The following is a 25,948-nucleotide window of genomic DNA, read 5'->3' as shown; positions in this document are numbered from 1 at the left end:
CCATTTTGAAACCAAAAGTGAGATTGCTGATGTCAAACCGCCGCGAAACCCGTAAAGCCGCCCAGGACTTTATCGATAACTTAAAGCCGCTATTGCACCCCAATTCCGAAAAGATTTTCATTGAAGGCTCCCGGCCTGATATCCAGGTGGGCATGCGTCAAATTCATCAAACCGATACCCGTATCGTGAACACCCGCGGCGAAGAAACCTTCGAAGCCAATCCGCCCATCAAGGTATACGACTGCGCCGGACCTTATTCAGATCCCGATGCCGACATCAATGTGCGCCAGGGGCTGCCCAAGCTGCGTGAAGACTGGATTTTAGCGCGTAGCGATACCGAGGAGCTAAACAGCGCCTCATCCAACTTTACCCAGCAGCGCCTCGCCGATGAGGGGCTCGATCACCTGCGTTTTGACGTGCTGCCAAAGCCGCGCCGCGCCAAGGCGGGCAAGAGGGTCACCCAGCTGCACTATGCCCGTCAGGGTATTATCACCCCGGAGATGGAATACATCGCCATCCGTGAAAACATGGCCCGCGATGAAGTCACCGACGAGCAGCTTAACCGCAAAAAGCCAGGCGAAGCCTTTGGCGCTTTGGTTGGCAAATCCATCACCCCTGAGTTTGTCCGGGACGAAGTGGCCCGTGGCCGGGCGATTATTCCGGCCAACATCAACCACCCGGAAGCTGAGCCTATGATCATCGGCCGCAACTTTTTGGTGAAGGTGAACGCCAATATCGGCAACTCGGCGGTGACGTCTTCCATCGAGGAAGAGGTGGAAAAGCTGGTGTGGTCTACCCGCTGGGGCGCAGACACCGTGATGGACCTGTCCACCGGCCGCTATATTCACGAGACCCGCGAGTGGATAGTGCGCAACTCGCCGGTGCCCATTGGCACAGTGCCCATCTATCAGGCGCTGGAGAAGGTCAACGGCATCGCAGAAGATCTAACCTGGGAAGTGTTCCGCGATACCCTGATTGAGCAGGCCGAGCAGGGCGTGGATTACTTCACCATCCACGCGGGCGTGCTCTTGCGCTACGTGCCCATGACCGCCAAGCGGGTTACCGGCATAGTGTCCCGCGGCGGCTCTATCATGGCCAAGTGGTGTTTAAGCCATCATAAAGAAAACTTCCTTTACACCCATTTCCGTGAGATCTGCGAGCTTTGCGCCGCCTACGACGTGTCACTGTCGCTTGGGGATGGCATGCGCCCGGGCTCCATTGCCGATGCCAATGACGAAGCCCAGTTTGCTGAGCTCGAAACCCTTGGCGAGCTTGTGAAAATCGCCTGGGAATACGATGTGCAAACCATTATTGAAGGCCCCGGGCATATCCCCATGCAGCTCATCAAGGAGAACATGGACAAGCAGCTTGAGCACTGCGCCGAGGCGCCGTTTTATACCTTGGGCCCCCAGACCACCGACATAGCTCCGGGCTACGATCACTTCACCTCAGGCATTGGCGCGGCGATGATTGCCTGGTACGGCTGCGCCATGCTCTGCTACGTAACGCCCAAAGAGCACCTCGGCCTGCCCAACAAGGAAGATGTAAAACAAGGCCTTATCGCATACAAGATTGCCGCCCACGCAGCCGATGTGGCCAAGGGGCATCCCGGCGCGCAAATTCGCGACAATGCACTCTCCAAAGCACGGTTCGAGTTTCGCTGGGAAGATCAGTACAACCTCGGGCTGGATCCCGATACCGCCCGAGCCTATCACGACGAAACTCTGCCGCAGGAGTCGGCCAAGGTTGCCCACTTTTGCTCCATGTGCGGCCCCAAGTTCTGCTCGATGAAAATCACCCAGGACGTGCGCGACTATGCTGCCAGTTTGGAGAATGCAGCCAGCTTAGAGAATCCAGCCAACAAGAACCCCGACGCTGTGCAAACGGTGGAAGTGGGCGCTGCTGACAGCTATTCCAAAGCAGAAAGCTATGCCAAGGCGGGTATGGACAAGATGTCGGCCACCTTTAAAGAAACCGGCAGCGCGCTTTACAGTGAGGCCCACGTCGATGCGGCGCGCAAGGCCGAGCAGGAACTGGTGTAAATGGGCGAGGGCAAGGCTATGGCTGCAAATCCCTTGAATGAAAGCGAACTGGCGGCAAGGCCAGTGGTCTGGACCATCGCCGGCTCCGACAGTGGCGGCGGCGCCGGTATTCAGGCCGACTTGCTGACGCTGCATGACCTTGGCTGCCATGGCTGCAGCGTGATAACCGCCATCACTGCACAAAACTCGGTGGCGGTCACGGCGGTCGAGCCGGTCAGCCCGGCCATGCTTGCGGCTCAGCTTGAGGCATTGAAGGCAGATTTGTACCCGGCAGCGGTGAAAATCGGCCTTATCGCCAATCAGGCGCAGCTTGAGTTTCTCGCGCACTGGCTTGGCGATAATCTGCCTGGCGTGCCGGTTATTCTTGACCCCGTGATGGTGGCCTCATGCGGTGACGAGTTGCAGCAGGCGGCATCGAGCGATCAAGGCGCGGCGTCTGCCAGCGGGCTCGATTTCAGTCCCTTTGGCGGAAAAATCAGCCTTATCACCCCCAACAAGGCGGAGCTGTCGCACCTGACCGGCAAGTTGCTGGCGGATGATGATGCCCTGGCGATTGCCGCCGACATACTGTGGCGCCGCTTTGGCGGCAGCGTGCTTGCCAAAGGTGGAGATTGTCCCTGGCAGCAGTCGAAGGCCAGGGATCTGTTGCTGCTGGGGGATATCGCTACCATTTCTCCGCTGCACAGGCGTCAGGGATTTTGGCTCAGCGGTGAGCGGGTCGCGACTGTGCACAATCACGGCAGCGGCTGCACGCTTTCAAGTGCCATTGCCGCCTTTGTCGCCAAGGGGTTGGTGCTGCCCGATGCGGTGCTGCTGGCCAAAGCCTATGTATTTGAGGGGCTCAGGCAGGCAAGCGCTGTAGGTGCAGGCCCCGGACCACTGGCCCGAACCGGCATGCCTGGGTCCCTTACCGCTATGGCATCGATTCATCGCTTGCATGAGAGCCGCAGTCACAGGGTGCCAACCAAGGGGTTTACGCGCCTTGGGCGTGATGTGGGCGTTTATCCTGTGGTGGCCGATATCGACATGCTTGAAGGATTGCTTGAAGCGGGTGCCAACACCATTCAGCTGCGCATCAAGGGCGAAATTAGCCCGGGCAGCGCGGCTGAAGCGGACATCATCCGCGCCATTGCCCTTGGCAGGCAGCATAAGGCGCGCGTCTTTATCAACGACCATTGGCGCCTTGCCATCAGCCATGGCGCTTTTGGGGTGCATCTTGGGCAGGAAGATATAGAGACAGTGCCGCTGGATGCCATCGCTGAAGCTGGCATGGCCCTTGGGCTGTCGAGTCACGGGCTGTTTGAGGCCTTGCTGGCACTTGAGCTTAACCCGAGCTACCTCGCCCTCGGGCATATTTTTCCCACTACCACCAAGGAAATGCCTTCCAAACCACAGGGGCTGGATACGCTGGCACTGCTCGCGAAGATTGTCAGCACAGCTGTGCCAACCGTGGCGATTGGTGGCATAGAGGCGGGTAATTTACCCAAGGTCGCTGCTACTGGCGTGGACAGCATTGCCGTGGTGCGTGCTGTGACCGAAGCAAGCGAAGCGGCGGCGGCCTTTCGCGCACTCGCTGATGCCTGGGAGAAGCGAAATGCTCGCTGATAAAGACTTTATCCGCTACTCGCGGCAAATTCTGTTACCGGAATGCGGCGAAGCCGGGCAGCTCAGATTAAGGAGCTCCCATGTGGCCATAGTGGGTGTGGGTGGCCTTGGCTGTCAGGCGGCCATGCTGCTGGCCGCGTCAGGAGTGGGGCATTTGTCACTGTTCGATGCCGATAGTGTGGAGCTTTCAAACCTGCCACGCCAGCTGCTGTTTTGCGACGCTGATTTGGACAAAGCCAAGGCCGGGGTCGCGGCCGCTCGCTTACAGACTCGAGAACCAGGCTTAAAGGTATCTGTGTGCGGCGAGTTTAACAGTGAGACGTTAACTCAGCTCGATAACGCAGGGCTGGTGCTTGATTGCACCGATAACTTTGCGGCGCGACATCTGATTTCCGCGTACTGCGCTAAACAAGGCAAAACGCTTATCAGTGGCGCCATTGCCGGTTTTGACGGGCTGTTGTTTGTGCAGCGGCCCGGTGAAGGCGGCTGCTATCAGTGTCTGTTCCCGCCAGGCACCACTTCGGCGCAAAACTGCGCCTCTGTCGGGGTAATGGGGCCCGCTGTGGCCATTGTCGCCTCGATGCAGGCACAACTTTGCTTGAATGAACTGCTTCAATTTCCCTGCGAGGCTGGACGCCTGCAACGTTTCGATTTCAGGCATTTTCGCTGGCATGAAGCCAGGGTGCCTGCCGATCCCCTTTGCCCGGTTTGCGGAAAGGACAAGGAGCGCAAGGCATGCTGAGTATCAGTGTTAACGGACAATCCCATCCCATATACGACGGCCAGGATCTGGCCAGTTTGGTTAAACATCACTGCCAGCGCGATAGCCATATCGCGCTGGTGCTCAACGGTGAAGTGGTACCGCGGCATCGCTGGGAACATATTCATCTTAAACACAATGATGCAGTTGAACTTTTTGCAGCAGTGGCAGGAGGCTGAAATGCTGAAAATTGCAGAAACGGAATTTGGCTCCAGGCTGTTTACCGGCACAGGCAAGTTTGCTTCGGGTAAGCTGATGCAGGAAGCCATTGCTGCCAGCGGCAGTGAGCTGGTTACCCTCGCCATGAAGCGGGTGGATTTTAAAGCCGGCAGCGATGATATCCTGGCGCCGCTGTTGGAGCGCGGCGTGCGGCTGCTGCCCAATACCTCCGGTGCCCGTAACGCCAAAGAAGCGATATTCGCCGCTAAGCTTGCCCGTGAAATGCTGGGCACCGAGTGGCTGAAGCTTGAGATCCACCCGGATCCCAAGTATCTGATGCCAGATCCCATGGAAACCTTTGCTGCCGCTAAAGAATTGGTAAGCCAGGGCTTTAAGGTGCTGCCTTACGTGCATGCCGACCCTGTGCTGTGCCGACGCCTGGAAGAGATTGGCTGCGCGGCGGTCATGCCCCTTGGCAGCCCCATTGGCTCCAATCAGGGGTTGGTCAGCCGGGAGTTTTTGAAAATTATCATTGAGCAGGCGAGCATTCCTGTTGTGGTGGATGCGGGCATTGGCGCGCCTTCCCACGCCTGTGAGGCGATGGAGCTTGGCGCCGATGCAGTGCTGGTTAATACCGCCATTGCCTCGAGTGCCGACCCTGTGCGTATGGCCAGAGCCTTTGCGCTGGCAGTGCAAATTGGCCGAGAAGCCTATTTGGCCGGGCTTGGCAGTAAAAGTCTGCATGCCCACGAAACCAGCCCACTGACCGGCTTTTTGAACACAGACTCATCCGCCACGGGTTTGGTAAATTCAGGCATGGCGGAAAAGCTGTCATGAGCCAGGGCTATTTCTCTGAGGCATTTGCGCGCCTGAACCCCGACAGTTTGCGGCTTAAGCTCTACTCGGCCACAGAGCTGGATGTGGAGGCGGCGCTGCGGGCACCGGCGGGTAATCTGAATGCGCTGCTGGCACTCTTGTCGCCTGCCGCCGAGCCTTATCTTGAGCAGATGGCACAAAAAAGCATGCAGCTCACCCGTAAGCGCTTTGGTGCCAGTGTGGGTATGTACCTGCCGCTGTACTTATCCAACCTGTGTGCAAACGAGTGTGATTACTGCGGCTTTTCAATGAGTAACCGCATTAAGCGCAAGACCCTTGATGAAACCGAACTTACCCGCGAAATGGCCGCCATCAAGGCCATGGGCTATGACTCTGTGCTGCTGGTCTCCGGCGAGCATGAAACCAAGGTTGGTATGGGCTATTTCCGCAAGGTGTTGCCCGAGGTAAAGCGCGCATTTTCCTACGTGGCGATGGAGATTCAGCCGCTCAGTGAACCTGAATACCGCGAGCTGGTAACTCTCGGGCTTGATGCGGTGATGATTTATCAGGAAACCTATCAGCGCGCGACCTACGCTGAGCATCACACCCGCGGCAAAAAAATGGATTTTATCTGGCGCCTGGATACGCCCGACAGACTGGCGCTGGCCGGGGTCGACAAGATTGGCCTTGGGGTGCTGCTGGGGCTCGATGACTGGCGTCTGGATGCGCTTTTGATGGGTTATCATCTTGATTATCTTGAGCGAAAATACTGGCGTACCCGCTACAGTATTTCACTGCCGAGGCTCAGGCCCTGCACCGGCGGTGTGGCGCCCAAAACCGAGATAAGCGATAAAGGTTTGGTGCAGCTTATCTGCGCATTCAGGCTGTTTAATGAAGCGCTGGATATCAGTCTTTCCACCCGCGAGCGGCCTGAATTTCGTGACAATCTGTTTGCCCTTGGAATAACCCAAACCAGCGCAGGCAGTGCTACATCGCCGGGGGGCTATTCCGAGCCGGATACCCATTTGGATCAGTTTGAAATCAGTGATGACAGAAGCTCAGCCCAAATCGCGGCCGTGCTGAAATCGAGGGGGCTGAACCCTGTGTGGAAAGATTGGGAATCCCAGTGGTAAATGAGCCGTCATTCGCCGCTCTGCGGTGCATTTTTGCTGGCGTTTGCGGCTATTTTGGCCAATAATTGACCCGATCATCAAAAGCCATTTGTGAAATTTATTCTGGAGGAAGCCATGCAAATCCCACCTGCGTCCGTATCGGGTATCAGTGGCTTTAACAGCGCTCAAAGTGGATTGACTCAGGCAACCATTGATGTGGCGCGCAGCGAGCCTGCCCAGCAAAGTGCCGAGCTCAAGTCAGAAGCACCGGATAAAACCGACGCCCTGGTCAGGGCGACCCAGTCGGTTAATCAGGCTGAGGCTTCGGCCGAAGTGATTGAAACGGCCGACGAGACAATTGGCACCATCATAGACATTAAAGTGTAAGTTGCCATGTCCTCCCCGGCGCTGTCTGTCAATCATGCGGCGTCAAACGGCGTTGCCCGGCCATCCTTCGCCGGGCATCCTGATACCGCTGAAGCTGCGAGAAATTCATTCTCGTCGGCGTCTGTTGTATCCGAAGTCTCGTTAAAATCCCCGTCAAATAATGCTTCTTTCCACGGAGCGGCTGCATCCGGCATCACACCGACTGCGACCTCTGTTGGCGCTGCATCCAGTTCGGTGGGCAATAATCAGGTATTAAAATCATCACCGTCTTCAGCGATTTTGCCATCAGCACCGGTAGAGTCCGGGCGAACAACGGGACTAGTCAGACCCGCTGCGTCAGGGGCACGGCAAGGTGGCTCAGCACCGACTGCGTCGGCTAATCCCGGTTTTAATCTGATCACCGGCGCACAGAGTATTAATGCTTTGCCGGGTAGACCGTCCTTTGCTTCAGCCATTTCTGCTCAAGGCTATTCTTCTGCCAATCAAGGTTATGATGTTCGGTTAAGCCCGGCTCAGGGCACTGGTTTTACAGGCGCTGGCGAGTACTCGGTTGCAGATATCTTCATTTCTCAAAATCAGGCTGCCGATAATGGTGTGGCAATGAGTGGGGCTGTGACGGGCCGCGCTGTCAGTCAGGATGGCGGGGGAGCCGGTTCGAACGCAGTTTTTGATGCAGTCTCCCCTCTGGGTGCTCAACTCGGACGAGAAGATGCGTCAGGTTCAGCTGTCTCTGACCAGGAATCTCAGGAGGCTGCCAAGGAAGCAAGGCAGCAACAGCTTGCTGAGGCGCTGGGTGGGGAGAGCGGTTCTACATCTGCACTAAGGGCAGCCGAGCAGCAAGCGGAACAAGACAGCAATGCTCAGGCAATGGCCCGCAAAAGCGCCATGGAGCGACGTGAGCAGGTAAAAGTACGTCAGCAGGAAATGGAGGTGCGTCAGCTTGAAGCCAGACAAGCAGAAGTACTGGCACACGAGAGAGCCCATGCTGCCGTTGGTGGACAGTTTGCCCGCGCGCCCAATTTTGAATACGAACTCGGCCCCGATGGTAAGAGATACGCCACAGGGGGAGAGGTGTCGATTGATATTGCCAGCGTCCATGGCAATCCTCAGGCGACCATCAATAAGATGCAGCAGGTATATGCCGCTGCCATGGCGCCGGTAAATCCGTCGCAAGCGGACCTTAGCGTGGCGGCTGAAGCGCTCAGGAAGATTGAACTGGCCAAGGACGAGCTGGCTTCAGAGCGGTTGGCGGCAATGCCTACTCAGGACGAACTTTCCCCGTTATTGGATGCTCAAAACGCCATTGATGAAGTACCGGTGTTCGAGCCGGTTACCCCTTCTTTGGGCACCAACCTGGATAAATCTGGTGCTTTAAGCAAAGAGCAGGGTGACAGTGGCTTTGTTGATGCATTGTCGGCACGTATTACCGCCGCTTTGGCGCAAACCTTTGAAAGGGGTAGCGAGGGAGCTTCAGCAGAGAACCAGATTAATGATGACATAGCCACTGAAGGTGACCTAATTGCCGCCGATACCGGGTTGGATGGCTCTGGCACGGGCTCTGATAGCTATGGACAGGCACAGGATAATTCACGTACCACAGATATCAGTAAGCTTGGGCCACCGAGAGCGATTCTGGCGTATCTTGATACAAACGAGAAGACGCAGACCGAAAACGATAAGTCTCAACGCAGGGAGAAGACATCATCGTTACTGGCGCTGGCATGAGATACCGTGCTGGGCAAGAATAAGCAGCTCCAACGCCTCACCCGCAGGTCCCTGATCGTCTCTGTTGGGGACAACCAGATTTATGGGGATCTTGCGGCTTTCGCTTCCGGTCAGATACAGTCTTACCAACTCACCAGACACCAATTCTTTTTCTACCAACTCTTTTGGTAGCCAGCAAAATCCACTGCCCGAACACAGAATGGCTTTCGCTTCGTGGAAATTACTCACTGTCCAGCGCTGCTCTGCTTTAAGCCAGCCAATGTCTTTGTTGGTTTTGGCGGCGGTGTCACGAATAACGATTTGCAGGTGTTGGGCGAGAAACTTGTCGTCCTGGATCTTGGGCTCGGCGGCAAGTGGGTTGGAAGGGTGACACACTAAAATCAATTCGACGACGCACAGCGGCTGTGCCAAATGTCCCTTGGGGGGATTACCGCCGCACAGCGCAATATCGACCTTGTTTTCTTCCACCAGCTCATGGGTGCCATTAAGCACCGAATCTATCACAGAGACCCGGGTACCTCTGCCATTGGGTAAAAAAGCATTGATGGCTGTGATGAGCTTATCCATGGGATAAACAATTTCCCGCGCTATGGTCAGACTGGGTTCCCAGCCACGTTCAAGGTTGCCAGCAAGTTGCTCGAGCTCCATGACTGACTGGGTGATGTAGCGGCTGCGCCTGAGCAGCACTTCACCACGGGGCGTCAGGTAGGCTTTGCGTCCCCTAACTTCCAGAAGCTCTACCCCCAGCTGATGCTGTAGCTTGGCAACGGCATGGTTAAGGGAGGATTGGCTCTTGTTTAGCGCTGTGGCGGCCTGTGCATAGCCGCCATGGTCTACGACAGCTTGCAGAATACGCCATTGCTCGAGGGTGGATTTTGCTCTGAACATTGCTGCTACATCGAAAGGAGTTTGCTTAATACTGCACTTTCAATTCGATTTTTTGCAATAAAAATATCCGTCAAGCCTGAACAGAAAATCGCTTGGGAGGGCAGTCCTCATTCGCTTAATTTGAATGGTGCCTTGACGATTAATCATTGGAGGGTCCAAAGACCGGCTTTGCGATCTTTGGACTGGCTGCGTGATGTTACCTGACGAGACTGACAGATAGGGTCTTTGTCGTACCTTGCTGTGTCGTTGTTTACATCATCAGCGATGCGTTGCGAGTGATTCTATTGGTTTGGCTTTTCTTGCTTTGGTGGCTTTTCCTTTTTTTGCGTCTTTTATTGTTTTTTTGACTTGGGGCTGGACGACGCTTTGGGAGCAACCATTTTCGGCAGATACTTTTTGGTTGCTTTGAGCTCTGCCAGATAGGGTCCCGGGCTTAAAGTATCTGGCCATTGCAACAGCATCATGGCCAGCATGTTTCTATGCTCTCCCAGTGCCAGGTCGGGATTGCCCCTTGGCGAAGGTATGATGTCGTGTTCTTCGTCGAAGGCTTTAACGATATGGCGGCGCGTCTTGGTAACGGCTTCACTGTCGCCTTTGCCTGCCAGTAAAAAGCTGACACCGACTTCGGCGATGATGTCGTCGGTGGCATCTTTCAGGATCCGGTCAATATTGGCCTCGAAATAATCCAACACCCAGGCAAACTCGCTGGCATCTACGGGCGTCTGATAATAACCACTGGCTGCAAACACAAAGTGGGTCATGCCGTAGAGTTTGTTACGAAATTGCGCTTTATCCAGGCGTTGGTCGCGTGCGGCGGGGTACACCTTATTAAAGGCTTCCCGATAGTCTTTAAGGTAGTCGCCAACCCCCAGCTGTTTCGCCCAGTAAACATAGTTGGCAAGTTGCGCAGCCCAGGACTTAATCATTTCAGGTGAGGTCAATCCACGCTTAAGATCTGTCGCCTTTAATGCAGCGATCATCCTGTCGTGACATGGGCCTTCGAGGCCAAATTCATCGATACGGCTGGCAAACCTGAGCAGTACATCGGTGTAAAACAAAAACTCAGGAAAGTCTTCGAGGGCCTTTTTGCGCGCACTTGCCCGTGGGCCTCGACCAAGCGCCTCAATGGCCTCTTCGGCTGCGGAAGTAATAAAGCCGGGCTTATCCAGGTTACAGGCATAAAACGCCTGAGACTCGGTCACGGCGAACAAATCGACCAGGGCTGCATTGGCATATTTGTCATCACCTGTCATGCGATACATGCGTATGCCGTAATGGCCCTGCACCCGCGGCGGCAACTCAAACAGATTGGCTTCCAATTGCTGTTTGATAGCCTCATATACCGCTGTCGTACCCATGGGCTCAAGAGCTTTGTGGCTGCTGTGTTCGGTATCTGCGGCCTTGCTGTTGGCGGCGTTGGCTGCGGGTAAAAGGCAGGCACAGAGCAGCAAGGCACAGGATTTGTTAGCGAAGGTCATCGGCAATACTCCTTATCAGTTCATCGGCGGTGTAACTGTGGCCGAGGAGGGAGGTGAGTTGTTGCGACAAAGATTGGCGGGTTGGATTGACCAGCAGCAGTTCAAAGGCCTGTTCATCGGTCATTTGCTGGTGGTCGGTGATAAAGCGGGAGAGTCTTTGTTGCCACAACTCGCGGTAAAGCAGGGGGCCTTGTTGCACGAGCGATATGGTGCTTTGGTACTGAGCGTCTACATTCGGCCATTGCCCCTCAAAATGTTCTGCAAATCTGTCTATTCCGGCGGGCTTATTTCGATAGAAATCCAGTGCCAGCACTGAGCGATAGTAGTTTTGGGCCAGGCGATGGGCGTCGACTATCGCTTCCCTTGGTGTAGCCGCGGGCAGTCGGCTATCAAGTTTACTCGCCAGTTTTATTGTGAGCCAGTTGGCCGCGAGCGCGCGGCTGTCATCATATTCACTCTGCCGCGCCAGCAAATAGTGGCGCTCTACCTGACTCATGTTGGCAAGGGCACTGGCAAAAGCATGGATAAAATCTTCAGCGGCACTGCGGCCCTTCAGGACATCGGGTCGGATTAACCGTCCCTGACTGAATTGACGGGTAAATACACCGGGGCGGGTGAGCTGAAAGTCCGGGGTTTTGCCCGTGGCAATGACAAGCTCACCAAGGAGTCGGTCATCAAGCCAGAGCCTGAGGTGATTGTTGCTGAGCCAGTCGAATCGAATGCCGAACCTTTGCGACTCATCCAGCAGTGTGTTTAACAGCCAATGGCTGTCAATGGGAGTGCGCTTGCCGTCGGCCTGCTTCAGTGCCCGGCCAATGTTCCATGGAGCCAGTGTCTTATCGGGGCGTGTGGCCTGCAAGAAGGCGAGCGCCGTTTCCGGTGTGGCGAAGAAGGTGTCTTTGAGTGCAAGGCTCAGGTAGTCTGTATAGCCTTGCTGAACGGCCTGAGCGTGTCTTATATCATGAATAACATTCATGGCACCTAAGCTCAACTCTTGCGCCCTAACTTGATAGGCTTTCCAGGCACTCTCACGGCATTCCTCATTGATTTGCGCGCTAAGGTAAACCGCTATCTTTTGACTTATCTGTTTTTCTGATGATTTATTTTCATCATCGATTCTGCAGCTGTTATTGGGCTCTAAGCTGAATTCTCCCTGCTTGTGACCAGTCATAAAACTGGCCTCAGCGGTGTGCAATCTGGCTTTGTCGGTGGCCGACAATCGCTGACGTATCAGCCGCTGCATTGCCTGCCCCAGTGCGGCTGCGTCGCCTTCGCCATGGATTTGCAGCCTGTGGCTGAGCTGACTGAACGCCGCCATCTGGGTGATTTGGCTGATTTCATCGGCAAGTCGGATTTGGCAGTTAATCAGGAGATCGCGGCCATCTTTCGAAAGGGGCTCATTGAGGTATAGGCTGACCTGGGACGATATATTGTTAAAGCCCAGGCTGAGCCTTTCAAATTGCGTGGCTTGAATGGCGGCAGCTTGCGGGTTATGAATGCCGCTCAGCTCGGCTGGATTGAAGGTCGCTTCGAAGTCACTTGCCAGGGTGAGCTGCTGGCATTGATCTGCCAGTAGCATCACAGGATTGGCAATCGCCGCACTGCACCAGAGACTAGCAGTCAGCGTGAGCGCCGAAATGCACTTTGGCATAGGCCACCCTGTCATTCACTTCCATAAACTTGTTGCCGAGCGATTCCACGTGCTTCAGTCGTGGCAGCAATCCCTTACCGTTGGCGATTTGAATGGCAAGGCCGGGGCGGGCGTTGAGCTCCAGCAGCAGTGGGCCTTTTTCGCTGTCCAGCACCATGTCGGTACCAAGATAACCAAGTTCACACATTTCATAGGCGCTGGAGGCCGTGGTGAGCAAGGTATCCCAGTTGGGCACCTGAATGTCCATCAGGCGCTTGCCGGTGTCAGGGTGAAACTCGATGGGCTCATTAAACTGTACCGCTCTGAGGCCTTTACCTGTCGCAATATCGATTCCGACACCCACGGCGCCCTGGTGCAGATTGGCCTTGCCATCCGATGCGGCAGTGGACAGGCGCAGCATGCCCATCACGGGGTACCCCTTGAACACAATCAACCGGATATCCGGTACCCCTTCATAGCTGTAGCCATCGAACACAGGGTCAAACTGGATAAGCCCCTCTACAATGGCGACATCGGGTTTGCCACCAAGGGAGAAGAGGCCACTCAAGATATTGGATACATGGCGGTCGATTTCGCTGGGGGTGATCTCATTGCCACTGGGTTTATAGTAGCGACCGTTTTCAACCTTGGTGATTACCAAAATTCCTTTGCCACCGGAACCTTTGGCGGGTTTAATCACAAAGCCGCTGCGTCCCTGTACCATTTCCGGGATATCGGCGATTTCGTGCTGCTCCTGCACCACACCAATCAAGTCGGGTACGGCAATATCGTTGGCCAGGGCAAGCTGCTTAGTGGTGAGCTTGTCGTCCACCCGCTGGTAGTACTTTCGCGGGTTATAGCGACCAATAAAGTCGATGTTGCGCTTATTCATGTTGAGCACGCCGGCGCGGCGCAACTCCCAAGGCCAGGCAAATTTCATTTTATTCTCCCGCCAGGGGTTTGAAGCGCTTGAGTTCGAGCAGGCGATAGCCTGTGTATTGGCCCATCAGCATCACCAGCGCCAGGATCACCAGGTGGATCCCGAGGAAGTTGAACACCCAGTGCTGCACCCAGCTGGCGCTCATCGCGAGGTAGGCCAGGGTCGCGACCAAAAGGCTGCCGCCGCCCTGAAGCACGACTTCTTTGGCGCCTTCTTCTTCCCACAGGATAGACATACGCTCAATGGTCCAGGCGAGGATGATCATCGGGAAGAAGGTAATGGTCAGGCCCTCGCTGAGGCCAAACTTGTAGGACAGCAGGGTAAAGATACCTATGATGCCAATCACCACTATGATGACCGCCGATATTCGTGAAATCAGCAGCAGGTTAAGGTGCGACAGATAAGAGCGGATCATCAGTCCACAGGCCACAATCAGCAGGAATCCAACCAGGCCGGTGAGCAGGGTGGTTTGAATAAAAGCCAGTGCAATTAACACCGGCATAAAGGTGCCAGAGGTTTTAATGCCGATTATCACCCGCAAAAACACGACCATCAGCACGCCGATGGGGATAAGCAAAATCCCTTTGAACAGGCTCTGCTCTTCCAGCGGTAATTGGTAGAGTGAAAAGTCCAGTCCCTGAGTGGTTTCCATCATGTCGATAGAAGTGGCAAGGGCGGGGCGGGTTTCCATCAGCATGGAAAAGCTTACCTGTGAATTGCTGCCGCCAATCACATCCAGTACCGACTTGCCCTGACGTTCCCACAGCAGCAAATTGTCGGGGCGACCTTCTTTGCCTGTGGTGGCATCAAAGAGGTACCACTCACCCTGGTCGTACACTTCCACAAAGGGGACCAGTTGCTGGCGGCGGCGCTGATCTTCCAGAAACAGGGCTGAGACTTCGCGGGCGGGAACGCCCTTGGCAGCCAGCAAGTTGATAAAGAGGCGGCTTGGGGTTTGGGCTGTCAGCAGAAGCGCGAGATTCTGGCTCTTTTCTGTCCCCACGAGGGTCACCAGTTGGCGGGCGTAGGAGAGGTTGGAGCCACTGCGCTCCCATGCCGCATCGATGACTTCCTGAGCGGCAGTCTGCTCTGTGGCGGCCCAGACAGGCGCTTCGGGCGCGGTTGGTTCAGTATTCTCTGCCAACCGAGAGATGCCGGTGGGAACCAAGGTGACCTTATAGTAGAGGTCCTGTTGCCCAAGTACTGCACGCTTGCTCCAAAGGGCGCGGCGGCCATCGGCATCGTCCATGATGGACAGGCCAAAACCAGCCGACGTTGTGTGCTCAATCAGCACTTCAAAGGCGGGGTCCTGAGGTAAGGCGAGGGATACTTCACTCTCGCCGCCCTGGCCGATAAAGCTGACCTTTGCATCTATCGCCCAGGTGTTGACCTGCTCACCCGGCAAGAAGGGTACCCTGTGCTCCACACCGCGATAAATACTGCTGGAGATCCCAAGGACAACCAATAAAAAAACGAAAATATAAAATGGCTTACGTGAGTGCATCTGCGCTCCTTTGCTCTTGAGATCTGTTACTTTCCGTGAATGAACTGCTGGCTGACATCCACAACAGCGATGTCTTTGATAAATTTACGGCCGAGCAGCAAGGGATAATCCAAATGGCTGCGGTCGGTGAGGTTCAGATCAGTTTCGGCGCTGTATTTGCCGATTTTAAGGTGGGCGTGAATTACGGGGCGGCGATCGTCGGCATCGCCTTCCTGTTTAATGCGCACAAAACGCACTACTTTTGACTCGAAGGTAGATGCAGGTTTGGATTCGCCCTGTACCATCACATCGAAGCGCACCCACTGTTCGCCATCTCGCTCAAACAGGAGGATGTTGCGGGCATCCAGTGATGAGCTTTCAGCGCCTGTGTCTATGCGGGTATGAAAGCTGGCTTTAAGTTCGTCGATAAAGACTTTTTCCACTTCACCCAGCATGAACTTATCGCCAATGGCACTGGGTGGACACTCCAGCGGCACGGCAGTGGTGGGTGCCATTGGGCTGGCTTTCTTCAGTGAAGCAAGATTTTTATCCAGGGCGGCGATGGCGCTGTTCAGTTCAGAAAGTTGGGCTTGGGTATCCAAATTTCCCTTATCGATAACGGCCATCATACGCGCTTCACTGTTGTCGAGGCTGACTTTCAGCTCGTCGGCATTCACCGGGGCAGGACCTGCAACTTCGGGTTTGGAGGTAGTGCTGCAACCTGCACATAGGGCGATAATGGCGACGGCCAGGGTATGTTTGAACATAGTCTTTGCTTCCCTTTCGTTAGCGGTTCTTGTCTCAGTCTGCATCCTGTGGACTGCGGTTCTTTACCGCGATGAAGGTAGCCCGTTTGGGTGCCGGATAACCTTCTACTGTGAGGTTGATGTCCTTGGGATCCAGATAATCCACAAGCGATTTGTTTTGCATCCATGGGGTACTGCGCTGCTCCGCAAGGGAGGTCACATCCACATTCACACAGCGCACATCGGTAAAATCACATTTCTCAAGCCACAGCTTAAGTGCATCAATTGATGGTAAAAACCATACATTATTCATCTTGCCATATCTATCTTGCGGCACCAGAACCGTGTCTTTATCGCCATCTACCACCAAGGTTTCCAACACAAGTTCACCACCCATTCGCAATTGATCCCTAAGTTGTAACAAGTGATCGATGGGGGAACGTCGGTGATAGAGCACGCCCATGGAGAACACAGTATCGAAGGCATCCAGTGGCGGCAGCTCCTCTATGCCCAGAGGCAAGAGGTGTACTGGCAGCTCGGTATCTATCAGGCGCTTAATGGCTTCAAATTGGCACAGAAACAGTGCCGATGGGTCTATGCCTACCACCCGTTTGGCTCCGGCCCCCAGCATGCGCCACATGTGATAGCCACTGCCACAACCCACGTCCAGTACAGTGCGATTGGTCAGAGGGCTGATATGGGGAGCAACCCTGTCCCATTTCCAGTCGCTGCGCCACTCGGTATCGATGTGAATGCCATGCACATGGAAGGGGCCCTTGCGCCAGGGCTGTAGAATCCTGAGCAGGTTTTCCAGTTTCTCGGTTTGGCCGCTGTCGAGTTGCTGCCCGTCGCCAATAGTCACGCTGTCTTTCAAATCAAGGAATTCAGGGGCCGGATAGTGCAGCTTTGCCAGCACCTTTTCCCATTTGGGCAGGTTGCCGTGTTTATGCTGGCGTTGCCACTCACCCAGAATAGCGGGCAAAGACTCGAGCCAGTGTTGCAATTGAGTATCGGCGATTTGGCGATAAAAACTTGAGAAACTGATCACTTGATAGCCACCATAGAGGCAAAATTAAAACATTGGAACCAAAGGTCCGCCTGGGTGAAACCGGCTTGGTTCAGTCGGGTTTTGTGCTGTTCCAGTGTGTCGGGGATAAGCACATTCTCAATGGCGCTGCGTTTTTGACTGATTTCCAACTCGCTGTAACCATTTGCCCGTTTGAAATCGAGGTGCAGCGAGTCCAGTAATGCCTGGATATCGCCGCCTTCAAATTTGAGCTTTTCAGACAGCACCAGGATACCGCCGGGGTTCAATCCCTGATAGATGCGTGCCAGCAGAGTGTCTCTGTCGTTTGGCGGCAAAAACTGCAGGGTAAAGTTAAGCACCACCAGAGAGGCGTTTTCAAATGTTTGATTGCGGATATCTGCCAGCTGAAAGAAGACTTTGGTGTCACTCACGTAAGCGGAGAGGTTTTCTTCAGCCCGCATCAACATAGGTTCGCTGTTATCGATGGCAAAAATGTGGGCGTTGCGACCTTCGATTTTGCGGCGGATGGCAAGGGTCGCCGCTCCCAGAGAACAGCCCAGATCATAAACATTGGAGCCTGGCGTGACGCAGCGGTCAGCAATTTCACCAATTGTGTTAATGATTTGCGTGTAACCGGGCACTGAGCGGCGGATCATGTCGCCAAATACTCCGGCAACGCGACTGTCAAACTGGAAGTTACCCTGGTGCTCGCCTGGCTCGGCGAACAGTGTGTCCTGTTGATTGGTCATGGGATTCTTATCTCACAATATAGCCTTGTATTTTAACGAAACGCTTTTCTGACCAGCAAGGGCGCACTGGCTATTTCGTGGAAATTTATGTCTAATATATCGTTAAGTAACATTCCCTTTACGCCTTTTTGACCTTTTGGGTGTGCCCTTTGAAGCTTATTCTGCGACTGTTTTTTTTCCTCAGCCTCCTGATACCTTCCGTGCTCCATGCCAGTGAAAAGCCTTTGGTGCTGGTGATGGGAGAAGACAGCTATCCATTTCAGTTCCTCGATGATGATGGCGAACCACAGGGATTATTGGTGGAGTTGTGGAAAGAGTGGTCGAGGGTTAATCGTCGCCCGGTGGTATTTGTCGGCAGGGTGTGGCGCGATTCGGTTGCGCAGTTGGAAGAAGGGCGCGCCGATGTTCATTTGGGGATGGCGATCAATCCTGAGCGCGAAGCCAAGTTTGCTTTTGCAAACGCCATTTCGGATGTCAACACCTACGTCTACCTGCATAAACAATTGCAGGGGCGTACAAAACTTGAAGAACTTCAACCCTTCCAAATAGGCATAGTGCAGGGCTCCACCTTTGAGCAGGAGCTCAGCCGCCGCCAGCCAGGTCTGGTGTTTCGCTATTTCCCTACCCGCGATACCCTGCTTGAAGCCGCATACCGGGGAGAGCTTGTCGCGTTTGCCGGGATGGAAGGGTATATGCGCGATCAGGCGTTGCAGCAGAAACTCGCGGCTGAGTTTCCCATTAATACCCGGGTATTGGTGCGCGAGACCAAACTTCATCCTGCGGTCAGGCAGGGCAACAATGCGCTTATCCGGGAGATAAACGAAGGCTTTGCCAATGTTGCCGACGATTTTGTTCGCAAGCTCGAGCGTCGCTGGCTGGGGTATCAGCGTCAGCAAAGTGGTCTTGCTATCGCCATGCAACTGGGGGTTGAGCCCTTTGTCGACCTGGGTGGCGATGGTCAGCCCCACGGGCTTTACGTTGATATCTGGCGGCTGTGGTCAGAAAAAACCGGCATCCCCATTAACTTTATCCCCGGCGATATGAACGGCAGTCTTGAGGACGTACGTTCGGGGCGCGCCGATGTGCATATTGGCTATCCGGAAAGTGAGGATATGAATACCGGGCTCTACCGCGCCTGGCATATGTACACTATCAAGAGTCGGTTGTTTTTGTATGGCGATCAAAGTCATGAGCTGGACGCCCTAAAGGGCAAACGTCTGGGTGTATTTCCAACAGCGCCTTATGTGGCAGAGCTTAAGGCCGCCTTACCCGACACCCAAATCCGTTTCTATCAGGGCATGGACGAAATGCTCGCCGCTGTGCATCAGGGGGATATTGTCGGGTTTGTGGCGGCCGCCGCCTGGACCCAACATTACTTGTTGCTCAATCGCAGCTGGTCTGAATTCCATCAGGTGCCTTCCCTTGAGTTTGATACCGAAATCTATGCACTGATCCGTCAGGGAGATCAGGGGCTGGCAAATCGAATTGCGTCGGGATTTAACATGATTGATTGGAAAGAGCTGGCAGACATCGAACAAAAATGGATGCTCAACAGCCGCGATCATGTGTTTTTGAAAGACAAGGAACATTTAGAGCTAACAGACAATCAACGGCGTTATCTGGATGGGCTTGGTACCCTGCGGATGGGGTTTCTTGAAAACTGGGGGCCGATGGAGTTTGTCGATGAGCAGGGTAACTTTGCCGGTGTTAACTCCGACATTGCCCAGATGATAGAAACCATGCTCGGCATCGAAATCCAACCCGTGCCATTCAAGGAATGGAGCGATCTGATAAGCGCCCTTGCGAAAGGCAACATAGATATCGCGGGCAGCGTGGCAAAAACCGCCGAGCGGGAAGGGCAACTGGGATATTCAGACCCTTACTGGCCCTCGGCCTGGGCACTGGTGAGCCCTCTGGAAAGCGTCACCGTATTCAACCTTGAACAGCTGGAAGGTCAACGTTTGGCGGTAGTAGAGGGATATCAGATTATCAGCCGTTTGATGGCTGAATACCCCGGCATCAAGTTGGTATTGGTGCCCGACAGTCAATCGGGGCTGCAAACGGTTGCATCCGGTAAGGCCGATGTGTTCCTTGAAAAGGTAGTGACAGTCGCAAGCCAATTGGGCGCAGGTCAGTATCAGCAACTGAAAATGTCGCTGCTGGCAGATTTTGCGGATCAGAAAAGCCACATCGCGGTGTCAGCGAAACACACGGAACTTCTGCCTTTTATCAATCGGGTCATTGCCAAACTGGATAAGGCCAGGGTGCAGGAAATCTACAGTCGCTGGATGGACATTAAGCTCGATACCGGCCTGGTCCGTTATCAGCGCTATATGAAGGGCGTGGCGGTTGCCTTGGCACTGCTGACCCTGCTGGTGCTGGTGATTACTGTGATTAATCGGCGCCTTAAAAGCGAAATCCAGGCCAGAAAAGAGGCCGAGTCCCGTATTGCCCATCTGGCGAGCCACGACCCGCTAACCGGCTTGCCAAACCGTATGCTGCTGGACGACCGCCTTAAACAGGCAACCTTGTTCCATTGCCGTGAGCAGAGTAAATTTGCGCTGCTGTTTGTGGATCTCGATGGCTTTAAAGAAATCAATGATACCGAGGGGCATGTCACAGGGGATGCGGTGCTGGTTAAGGTGGCTAACTTGCTGGACGAAGCTGTCAGAAAGTCCGACACAGTGGCACGGTTTGGCGGCGATGAGTTTGTGGTGATGCTCAACAAAATTCACGATCTCGACAGTGTCTGTCAGGTGGCTGAAACCCTGATTGCCCGCATTGGCGAGCCATTGAATATCGGCAAAAAGACCCTCAAGCTGTCGGCCAGTATCGGTATTGCCATTTTCCCGTCCGACAGCGACAACCCCATAGGCCTGATGCAAAAAGCCGATAAAATGATGTATTTCGCCAAACAGGCGGGAGGTAATGGTTATCGCAGTGCCTGAGAGTGTCTTTTTTTTGCGCACTCGTCGCATTTTGCTGGCCTGGGCCTCTGGTCAATGGCAAAAACTTGCTGGATACTTCACCGACCAAAAGTGAAGTGCTTTGGCTCAGGGCATTCTTTCTCTATAATGCCCAGTCACAATTTTCAATCAGATTTCCGCCGCACCGGTGCAGGAAAAAGGATAACTCTCAATGCGCAGTCATTATTGTGGAGACGTTAATAAGTCTCACGTCGGACAAGAAGTCACCCTCGTTGGCTGGGTAAACCGCAGCCGCGACTTGGGGGGTGTGATCTTTTTGGATCTTCGCGACCGCGAAGGTTTGGTTCAGGTGGTTTACGACCCCGATCTGCCAGACGTGTTTGACGTAGCCAGCAGCCTGCGTGCGGAGTTCTGTGTTCAGGTTAAAGGTGTAGTACGCCCACGTCCTGACAGCCAGGTGAACAGCCAGATGAAAACCGGTGAAATTGAGGTGCTGGGCAAGGCGCTCACCATCATCAACGCCGCCGACCCACTGCCACTGAGCCTGGATAACCACCAGAACAACAGCGAAGAAGCCCGTCTCAAGTACCGCTATCTGGATCTGCGCCGTCCCGAGATGGCCCAGCGTCTGATTTTCCGCGCCAAGGTGACCAGCTTTGTGCGTCGCTTTATGGATGGCAACGGCTTCCTCGATATCGAAACTCCCATCCTGACCAAGGCCACCCCGGAAGGTGCCCGCGACTATCTGGTACCAAGCCGTACCTATAAGGGTCAGTTCTTCGCGCTGCCACAGTCGCCACAGCTGTTCAAACAGCTACTGATGATGTCAGGTTTCGATCGTTACTATCAAATCGTGAAGTGTTTCCGCGACGAAGACCTGCGCGCCGACCGTCAGCCTGAATTCACTCAAATCGATATCGAAACCTCGTTCATGAGCTCTGATCAGGTGATGGAAACTACCGAGCGTATGATCCGTAACCTGTTCCTCGAGCTGATGAACGTGGATCTGGGCGAATTCCCGAAAATGACCTGGGATGAAGCCATGCGCCGCTTTGGCTCCGACAAGCCGGATCTGCGTAACCCGCTGGAACTGGTTGATGTAGCCGATCTGCTTAAAGCCGTTGAGTTTGCCGTATTCTCCGGCCCAGCCAACGACGAAGAAGGCCGCGTTGCTGCGCTGCGTATTCCCGGCGGCGCCGAGCTGTCACGCAAGCAAATCGACGACTACACCAAGTTTGTGGGTATCTACGGTGCCCGCGGTCTGGCCTGGATGAAGGTCAACAACCTGGCGGCGGGCCTTGAAGGCATTCAGTCACCTGTGGCCAAGTTCCTGAATGAAGACATCATCAAGGAAATCATTGCCCGTACCGGCGCCGGTGATGGCGATATCATCTTCTTCGGTGCCGACAAGGCCAACGTGGTTGCTGAGTCCATGGGCGCCCTGCGTCTGAAAGCCGGTGAAGACTTCAAACTGCTCCAGGGCGAATGGCGCCCACTGTGGGTGGTTGACTTCCCGATGTTCGAGAAGGCCGATGGCCGTTTCTACGCGGTTCATCACCCATTCACTGCACCACGGGGTGTAACCGCAGCCGAGCTTGAAGCCAACCCTGGCAAGGCCGTGTCCGATGCCTACGACATGGTACTTAACGGCGTTGAACTGGGCGGCGGCTCTGTGCGTATCCACAATGGCGACATGCAGTCTACCGTGTTCCGCATCCTTGGCATCGAAGACGAAGAAGCCAAAGAGAAATTCGGCTTCCTGCTGGACGCACTGCGTTTCGGTACGCCACCACATGCGGGTCTGGCCTTTGGTCTTGACCGTCTGGTGATGCTGATGACCGGCGCCAGCTCCATCCGTGACGTGATGGCCTTCCCCAAGACCACCACGGCGGCCTGTCCGCTCACCAACGCGCCGGGACATGCCAACCCCGACCAACTGGTGGAACTGGGCATTGCGGTTCTGCCGAAAGAGCCGAAACAAGACTGATAGAGTCACAAACAAACCGGGGCGCATGCCTCGGTCTGTTTTTACGGCCACTGCATTTTCCCCAGGCGCTGTTTTTCGTTAGTCTGGACAGTGGTCATCTATCCGCATTTCAAGGAGATTTCTATGGCAGGTCACAGCAAGTGGGCCAACATCCGACACCGTAAAGCCGCCCAGGATGCCAAGCGCGGCAAACTCTTTACCAAACTCATTCGCGAGCTGGTTGTCTCCGCCCGTGAGGGTGGTTCAGATGCCGATGCCAACCCCCGTCTGCGTGCCGCCATCGATAAAGCCCTGTCTGCCAATATGACCCGAGACACTGTGGAGCGCGCAGTCAAACGTGGCTCGGGTGAGCTCGATGGCGACAATCTGGAAACCCTTATCTACGAAGGCTACGGCCCCGGCGGCACTGCTGTGATGGTCGAGTGCATGACGGATAACCGCAACCGTGCGGTGACCGGGGTGCGCAATGCCTTCAATAAGTCCGGTGGCAACCTGGGTACCGATGGCTCGGTGGCCTATCTCTTTACCAAGCGCGGGGTGATAAGTTTCGAGCCCGGCACAGATGAAGATGCCATTATGGAAGCTGCCCTTGAGGGCGGCGCCGACGATGTGGTCATCAACGATGATGGCAGTGCCGATGTGTACACCACGCCTGAGGACTTTGGCGCCGTGAAAGACGCCCTTGATGGCGCGGGTTTTACCTCGGTGAACGCCGAAGTGACCATGGTGCCATCCACCCGGGCGCTGCTTGATGGCGACACCGCTCCCAAATTCCTGCGGCTTATCGACCAGCTTGAAGATCATGATGATGTGCAGGAGGTTTACCATAACGCCGACATCCCCGATGAGGTGATGGAGACGCTGGAATAATCCATGGCCATTATTTTAGGGGTCGACCCGGGTTCCCGCATCACAGGTTATGGCATTATCCAGTGTCAGGGACGGCATCAGCGCTACCTTGGCAGCGGCTGCATTCGCACCTCATCGGATGAACTGCCTGACAGGCTTAAACAGATTTTCGATGGTCTGCAGGAAATAATCCGCCAGTACCAGCCAAGCCAATTCGCCATCGAGCGGGTCTTTATGGCCAAAAATGCCGATTCGGCATTGAAGCTCGGCCAGGCGAGGGGCGCCGCCATTGTGGCGGCTACTGTTGCAGGCTTGCCGGTGGCCGAATACAGCGCCACCCAGATTAAAAATGCCGTCGTGGGCACAGGCCGGGCGCAAAAGGCCCAGGTGCAGCACATGGTGCAGCAGATGCTGAAACTCCCCGCTGCGCCCCAGGCAGACGCCGCAGATGCACTGGCGGTTGCCATGTGTCATTATCACACCCATCAAAGTCTGGTGGCCCTCGGTGGGCGCGCCAGTGTCAGAACATACGGAAGATACAGATGATAGGTCGTTTAAAGGGCATTTTGGTTGAGAAACACGCCCCAGAGGTATTGATAGATGTGGGCGGTGTTGGCTATGAGCTGCAAATGCCGCTGACCTCCTTTTACGAGCTGCCACTGCCTGGCGCCGAGGTCATTGTTTATACCCACTTTGTGGTCCGCGAAGATGCCCAGCTGCTGTATGGTTTTATCCATAAGGAAGAGCGCTCACTGTTTCGTTTGCTGATCAAGGCCAATGGTGTTGGCCCCAAGCTTGCGCTCACCATTTTGTCGGGCATGACCGCCAAGGAATTCATCGGCTGCCTGGAGCGTGACGATATCGCGACCCTGATCAAGTTGCCCGGTGTGGGTAAAAAGACCGCCGAGCGTCTGCTGGTTGAGATGCGCGACAAACTCAAGAGCCTGATGGAGGCCTCCATGGGCGCCGAGCGCGAGTTTGTGCTCAAGAGCAACTTCACCCCGGCGCCAGTGGCCGCTACGGTGGAAGAAGATGCCATAGCCGCACTCTTGTCACTGGGTTACAAACCGCAGCAGGCCAGCAAGGCCGTATCCAGTGCCTTCCAGGAGGGCATGGATCCCGAGCAGCTTATCAAGGCTGCACTCAAGTCCATGCTCTAAGGTGAAAGGGGAATACCATGATTGAGGCCGACCGGCTTATTCAGCCCCAGGATCTGGGTCAGGAAGATGTGATTGACCGCGCCATGCGGCCAAAATTGCTCGATGAATACACGGGGCAGGACGATACCCGCGCCCAGCTTAAAGTCTTTATTGAAGCGGCCAAAAAGCGCGGCGAAGCCCTGGATCATATGCTGATCTACGGCCCGCCAGGCCTGGGTAAAACCACTCTGGCCAATATCGTTGCCAACGAAATGGGGGTGAACATCAAGTCCACCTCCGGGCCTGTGCTGGAAAAGGCCGGTGATTTGGCGGCGTTGCTCACCAATCTTGAAGAAGGTGACGTGCTCTTTATCGATGAAATCCACCGCTTAAGCCCTGTGGTGGAGGAAATCCTCTATCCGGCGATGGAAGACTATCAGCTGGATATCATGATAGGTGAGGGGCCGGCAGCACGCTCCATCAAGCTGGATTTGCCGCCATTTACGTTGGTGGGCGCCACGACCCGCGCAGGCTCGCTCACATCGCCCCTGCGAGCCCGTTTCGGCATTCCGCTGCGGCTTGAGTTTTACAATGTCCGCGACCTGTCATCCATTGTTGCCCGCTCGGCCAAGGTGATGGATGTGCCCATGGATGAAGGCGGCGCCGAAGAAATTGCCCGCCGCAGTCGCGGTACGCCCCGTATCGCCAACCGGCTGCTGCGCCGGGTGCGCGACTTTGCCGAAGTGAAACACGATGGCGCCATCAGCCGCGCCGTTGCCCAGTCTGCGCTGGATTTGCTCGATGTCGACAGCGAAGGCTTCGATTACATGGACCGCAAGTTGCTGCTCGCCATCATCGATAAGTTTATGGGCGGTCCTGTGGGGCTGGATAACCTTGCCGCCGCCATCGGTGAAGAGCGCGAAACCATCGAAGATGTGTTGGAGCCGTTTCTTATTCAACAGGGCTTCGTACAGCGCACACCCCGGGGACGTATTGCTACTGCCCGAGCCTACAGCCACTTTGACCTCATCAAACCTGACTGACTAAATCAGCTCAAACACTGCGTAAAAAAAGAGACCTCAGGGTCTCTTTTTTATGGGACAAGGGTTTATGTCCTTCGCTATTCATTAACAGAGTCTGTTAATTTCGTTATCAAAGCGGCCTTATGGACGAATTTAAGCGATATGAGTCACAGAAAAAGTGTGATCGAGATCACATATATTGCTCTTTGCATTGTTAACGGGTTGCTGGCCGGTTTGCTGATGACATGAGCGCTTGTGACAGACTGTAACTGCATATTTGAATAAATATTCAGTAATAAACAAAATTAAAACATTGCCACATACAAAACGGAAAACTTAAGTGAACATAAGTGTTTCATTGGAAATGAAATGTTAAGAGTTTGAGGGTTTGACGATTCTCTGCTGCTTGGCGAGTATCGGGTCTGCGCCAAATTCAAAATCTTACAGGCGCAGTCAAAATAAGCAGGGAGTTAAATC

At 54.7% G+C, this 25,948-nt stretch carries 22 protein-coding genes; 14 read left to right on the top strand and 8 right to left on the bottom strand.

From position 1 onward, the window contains the following. Window positions 1-29 precede the first annotated feature (29 nt). The 8 genes from thiC to K0H63_RS10365 all read left to right on the top strand — a co-directional run bounded on the left by thiC (window position 30) and on the right by K0H63_RS10365 (window position 8,606). Window positions 30-2,042 (top strand): phosphomethylpyrimidine synthase ThiC, encoded by a 2,013-nt coding sequence (gene thiC / locus K0H63_RS10400; RefSeq protein WP_220064619.1) that lies wholly within the window; start codon window positions 30-32, stop codon window positions 2,040-2,042. Between the two features lie 18 nt (window positions 2,043-2,060). Then, complete coding sequence (thiE, locus tag K0H63_RS10395) at window positions 2,061-3,647, top strand: thiamine phosphate synthase (RefSeq protein ID WP_220064618.1); 1,587 nt, start codon at window positions 2,061-2,063, stop codon at window positions 3,645-3,647. Beyond that, window positions 3,637-4,389, top strand: a complete 753-nt coding sequence (locus K0H63_RS10390; RefSeq protein WP_220064617.1) for a HesA/MoeB/ThiF family protein — start codon at window positions 3,637-3,639, stop codon at window positions 4,387-4,389. The genes thiE and K0H63_RS10390 overlap by 11 nt, the downstream gene beginning before the upstream one ends. Beyond that, entirely contained in the window at window positions 4,383-4,586 is a 204-nt protein-coding gene (gene thiS, locus K0H63_RS10385; RefSeq protein WP_220064616.1) for a sulfur carrier protein ThiS, read from the top strand. Before K0H63_RS10390 ends, thiS begins: the two co-directional genes overlap by 7 nt. A 1-nt stretch (window position 4,587) precedes the next feature. Continuing rightward, window positions 4,588-5,403, top strand: a complete 816-nt coding sequence (locus tag K0H63_RS10380; protein ID WP_220064615.1) for a thiazole synthase — start codon at window positions 4,588-4,590, stop codon at window positions 5,401-5,403. Beyond that, window positions 5,400-6,515: a 2-iminoacetate synthase ThiH gene (thiH, locus tag K0H63_RS10375; RefSeq protein ID WP_220064614.1), complete on the top strand. Its 1,116-nt coding sequence runs from the start codon at window positions 5,400-5,402 to the stop codon at window positions 6,513-6,515. The genes K0H63_RS10380 and thiH overlap by 4 nt, the downstream gene beginning before the upstream one ends. 114 nt (window positions 6,516-6,629) lie before the next feature. After that, window positions 6,630-6,881: a chemotaxis protein gene (locus K0H63_RS10370; RefSeq protein WP_220064613.1), complete on the top strand. Its 252-nt coding sequence runs from the start codon at window positions 6,630-6,632 to the stop codon at window positions 6,879-6,881. Window positions 6,882-6,887: 6 nt separating this feature from the next. Beyond that, the gene (locus tag K0H63_RS10365; protein WP_258405565.1) at window positions 6,888-8,606 is read left to right on the top strand and encodes a putative metalloprotease CJM1_0395 family protein; all 1,719 of its coding nucleotides are present in this window, start codon (window positions 6,888-6,890) and stop codon (window positions 8,604-8,606) included. Here K0H63_RS10365 and K0H63_RS10360 read toward each other — a convergent pair. From K0H63_RS10360 to cmoA, 8 genes are all read right to left on the bottom strand, one after another. Then, complete coding sequence (locus K0H63_RS10360; RefSeq protein ID WP_220064611.1) at window positions 8,589-9,494, bottom strand: LysR family transcriptional regulator; 906 nt, start codon at window positions 9,492-9,494, stop codon at window positions 8,589-8,591. The genes K0H63_RS10365 and K0H63_RS10360 overlap by 18 nt on opposite strands. A 332-nt stretch (window positions 9,495-9,826) precedes the next feature. Then, on the bottom strand, window positions 9,827-10,972 hold the full coding sequence (locus K0H63_RS10355; RefSeq protein WP_220064610.1) for a DUF3541 domain-containing protein: 1,146 nt from the start codon (window positions 10,970-10,972) through the stop codon (window positions 9,827-9,829). Beyond that, window positions 10,959-12,623, bottom strand: coding sequence for a gluzincin family metallopeptidase (locus K0H63_RS10350; RefSeq protein ID WP_220064609.1), 1,665 nt, complete (start codon window positions 12,621-12,623; stop codon window positions 10,959-10,961). The genes K0H63_RS10355 and K0H63_RS10350 overlap by 14 nt, the downstream gene beginning before the upstream one ends. Continuing rightward, on the bottom strand, window positions 12,586-13,542 hold the full coding sequence (locus K0H63_RS10345) for an alpha-L-glutamate ligase-like protein (RefSeq protein WP_220064608.1): 957 nt from the start codon (window positions 13,540-13,542) through the stop codon (window positions 12,586-12,588). The genes K0H63_RS10350 and K0H63_RS10345 overlap by 38 nt, the downstream gene beginning before the upstream one ends. A 1-nt stretch (window position 13,543) precedes the next feature. Further along, window positions 13,544-15,046, bottom strand: a complete 1,503-nt coding sequence (locus K0H63_RS10340) for a UUP1 family membrane protein (RefSeq protein ID WP_220064607.1) — start codon at window positions 15,044-15,046, stop codon at window positions 13,544-13,546. 26 nt (window positions 15,047-15,072) lie between these two features. Continuing rightward, entirely contained in the window at window positions 15,073-15,792 is a 720-nt protein-coding gene (locus K0H63_RS10335; RefSeq protein WP_220064606.1) for an ATP-dependent zinc protease family protein, read from the bottom strand. 34 nt (window positions 15,793-15,826) lie between these two features. Further along, window positions 15,827-16,819, bottom strand: coding sequence for a tRNA 5-methoxyuridine(34)/uridine 5-oxyacetic acid(34) synthase CmoB (cmoB, locus tag K0H63_RS10330; RefSeq protein WP_220064605.1), 993 nt, complete (start codon window positions 16,817-16,819; stop codon window positions 15,827-15,829). Continuing rightward, window positions 16,816-17,547, bottom strand: a complete 732-nt coding sequence (gene cmoA / locus K0H63_RS10325; RefSeq protein WP_220064604.1) for a carboxy-S-adenosyl-L-methionine synthase CmoA — start codon at window positions 17,545-17,547, stop codon at window positions 16,816-16,818. The genes cmoB and cmoA overlap by 4 nt, the downstream gene beginning before the upstream one ends. A gap of 149 nt (window positions 17,548-17,696) precedes the next feature. Here cmoA and K0H63_RS10320 point away from each other — a divergent pair, with 149 nt between their 5' ends. From K0H63_RS10320 to ruvB, 6 genes are all read left to right on the top strand, one after another. Then, entirely contained in the window at window positions 17,697-20,495 is a 2,799-nt protein-coding gene (locus tag K0H63_RS10320) for a transporter substrate-binding domain-containing protein (RefSeq protein ID WP_220064603.1), read from the top strand. 190 nt (window positions 20,496-20,685) lie between these two features. Beyond that, window positions 20,686-22,461, top strand: a complete 1,776-nt coding sequence (aspS, locus tag K0H63_RS10315) for an aspartate--tRNA ligase (protein WP_220064602.1) — start codon at window positions 20,686-20,688, stop codon at window positions 22,459-22,461. Window positions 22,462-22,584: 123 nt separating this feature from the next. Next, a complete protein-coding gene (locus K0H63_RS10310; RefSeq protein ID WP_220064601.1) occupies window positions 22,585-23,331 on the top strand; it encodes a YebC/PmpR family DNA-binding transcriptional regulator in 747 nt (248 codons plus the stop codon). 3 nt (window positions 23,332-23,334) lie between these two features. After that, entirely contained in the window at window positions 23,335-23,856 is a 522-nt protein-coding gene (gene ruvC / locus K0H63_RS10305) for a crossover junction endodeoxyribonuclease RuvC (RefSeq protein ID WP_220064600.1), read from the top strand. Then, window positions 23,853-24,470 carry a Holliday junction branch migration protein RuvA gene (gene ruvA / locus K0H63_RS10300; protein ID WP_011759953.1) on the top strand — a complete coding sequence of 206 codons (618 nt, stop codon included), beginning with the start codon at window positions 23,853-23,855 and terminating at the stop codon, window positions 24,468-24,470. The genes ruvC and ruvA overlap by 4 nt, the downstream gene beginning before the upstream one ends. A 17-nt stretch (window positions 24,471-24,487) precedes the next feature. After that, window positions 24,488-25,492, top strand: coding sequence for a Holliday junction branch migration DNA helicase RuvB (gene ruvB, locus K0H63_RS10295; protein WP_011759952.1), 1,005 nt, complete (start codon window positions 24,488-24,490; stop codon window positions 25,490-25,492). The last annotated feature ends 456 nt before the right edge of the window (window positions 25,493-25,948 follow it).

The organism is Shewanella zhangzhouensis (assembly GCF_019457615.1).
In the GTDB taxonomy this organism is placed as follows: Bacteria; Pseudomonadota; Gammaproteobacteria; order Enterobacterales; family Shewanellaceae; genus Shewanella; species Shewanella zhangzhouensis.
Note: the sequence above shows the minus strand (reverse complement) of the source record. Positions and strands in the feature narration are given on the sequence as shown.

Excerpts from the sequence above, each read along its gene's own strand:
- thiC (WP_220064619.1), top strand. The coding sequence starts at position 30 with ATGTCAAACCGCCGCGAAACCCGTAAAGCCGCCCAGGACTTTATCGAT.
- aspS (WP_220064602.1), top strand. The coding sequence starts at position 20,686 with ATGCGCAGTCATTATTGTGGAGACGTTAATAAGTCTCACGTCGGACAA.
- K0H63_RS10310 (WP_220064601.1), top strand. The coding sequence starts at position 22,585 with ATGGCAGGTCACAGCAAGTGGGCCAACATCCGACACCGTAAAGCCGCC.
- thiS (WP_220064616.1), top strand. The coding sequence starts at position 4,383 with ATGCTGAGTATCAGTGTTAACGGACAATCCCATCCCATATACGACGGC.
- K0H63_RS10345 (WP_220064608.1), bottom strand. The coding sequence starts at position 13,542 with ATGAAATTTGCCTGGCCTTGGGAGTTGCGCCGCGCCGGCGTGCTCAAC.
- K0H63_RS10380 (WP_220064615.1), top strand. The coding sequence starts at position 4,588 with ATGCTGAAAATTGCAGAAACGGAATTTGGCTCCAGGCTGTTTACCGGC.
- K0H63_RS10350 (WP_220064609.1), bottom strand. The coding sequence starts at position 12,623 with ATGCCAAAGTGCATTTCGGCGCTCACGCTGACTGCTAGTCTCTGGTGC.
- ruvA (WP_011759953.1), top strand. The coding sequence starts at position 23,853 with ATGATAGGTCGTTTAAAGGGCATTTTGGTTGAGAAACACGCCCCAGAG.
- K0H63_RS10360 (WP_220064611.1), bottom strand. The coding sequence starts at position 9,494 with ATGTTCAGAGCAAAATCCACCCTCGAGCAATGGCGTATTCTGCAAGCT.
- cmoA (WP_220064604.1), bottom strand. The coding sequence starts at position 17,547 with ATGACCAATCAACAGGACACACTGTTCGCCGAGCCAGGCGAGCACCAG.
- ruvC (WP_220064600.1), top strand. The coding sequence starts at position 23,335 with ATGGCCATTATTTTAGGGGTCGACCCGGGTTCCCGCATCACAGGTTAT.
- thiE (WP_220064618.1), top strand. The coding sequence starts at position 2,061 with ATGGCTGCAAATCCCTTGAATGAAAGCGAACTGGCGGCAAGGCCAGTG.
- thiH (WP_220064614.1), top strand. The coding sequence starts at position 5,400 with ATGAGCCAGGGCTATTTCTCTGAGGCATTTGCGCGCCTGAACCCCGAC.
- K0H63_RS10370 (WP_220064613.1), top strand. The coding sequence starts at position 6,630 with ATGCAAATCCCACCTGCGTCCGTATCGGGTATCAGTGGCTTTAACAGC.
- K0H63_RS10355 (WP_220064610.1), bottom strand. The coding sequence starts at position 10,972 with ATGACCTTCGCTAACAAATCCTGTGCCTTGCTGCTCTGTGCCTGCCTT.
- K0H63_RS10335 (WP_220064606.1), bottom strand. The coding sequence starts at position 15,792 with ATGTTCAAACATACCCTGGCCGTCGCCATTATCGCCCTATGTGCAGGT.
- K0H63_RS10390 (WP_220064617.1), top strand. The coding sequence starts at position 3,637 with ATGCTCGCTGATAAAGACTTTATCCGCTACTCGCGGCAAATTCTGTTA.
- ruvB (WP_011759952.1), top strand. The coding sequence starts at position 24,488 with ATGATTGAGGCCGACCGGCTTATTCAGCCCCAGGATCTGGGTCAGGAA.
- K0H63_RS10340 (WP_220064607.1), bottom strand. The coding sequence starts at position 15,046 with ATGCACTCACGTAAGCCATTTTATATTTTCGTTTTTTTATTGGTTGTC.
- K0H63_RS10365 (WP_258405565.1), top strand. The coding sequence starts at position 6,888 with ATGTCCTCCCCGGCGCTGTCTGTCAATCATGCGGCGTCAAACGGCGTT.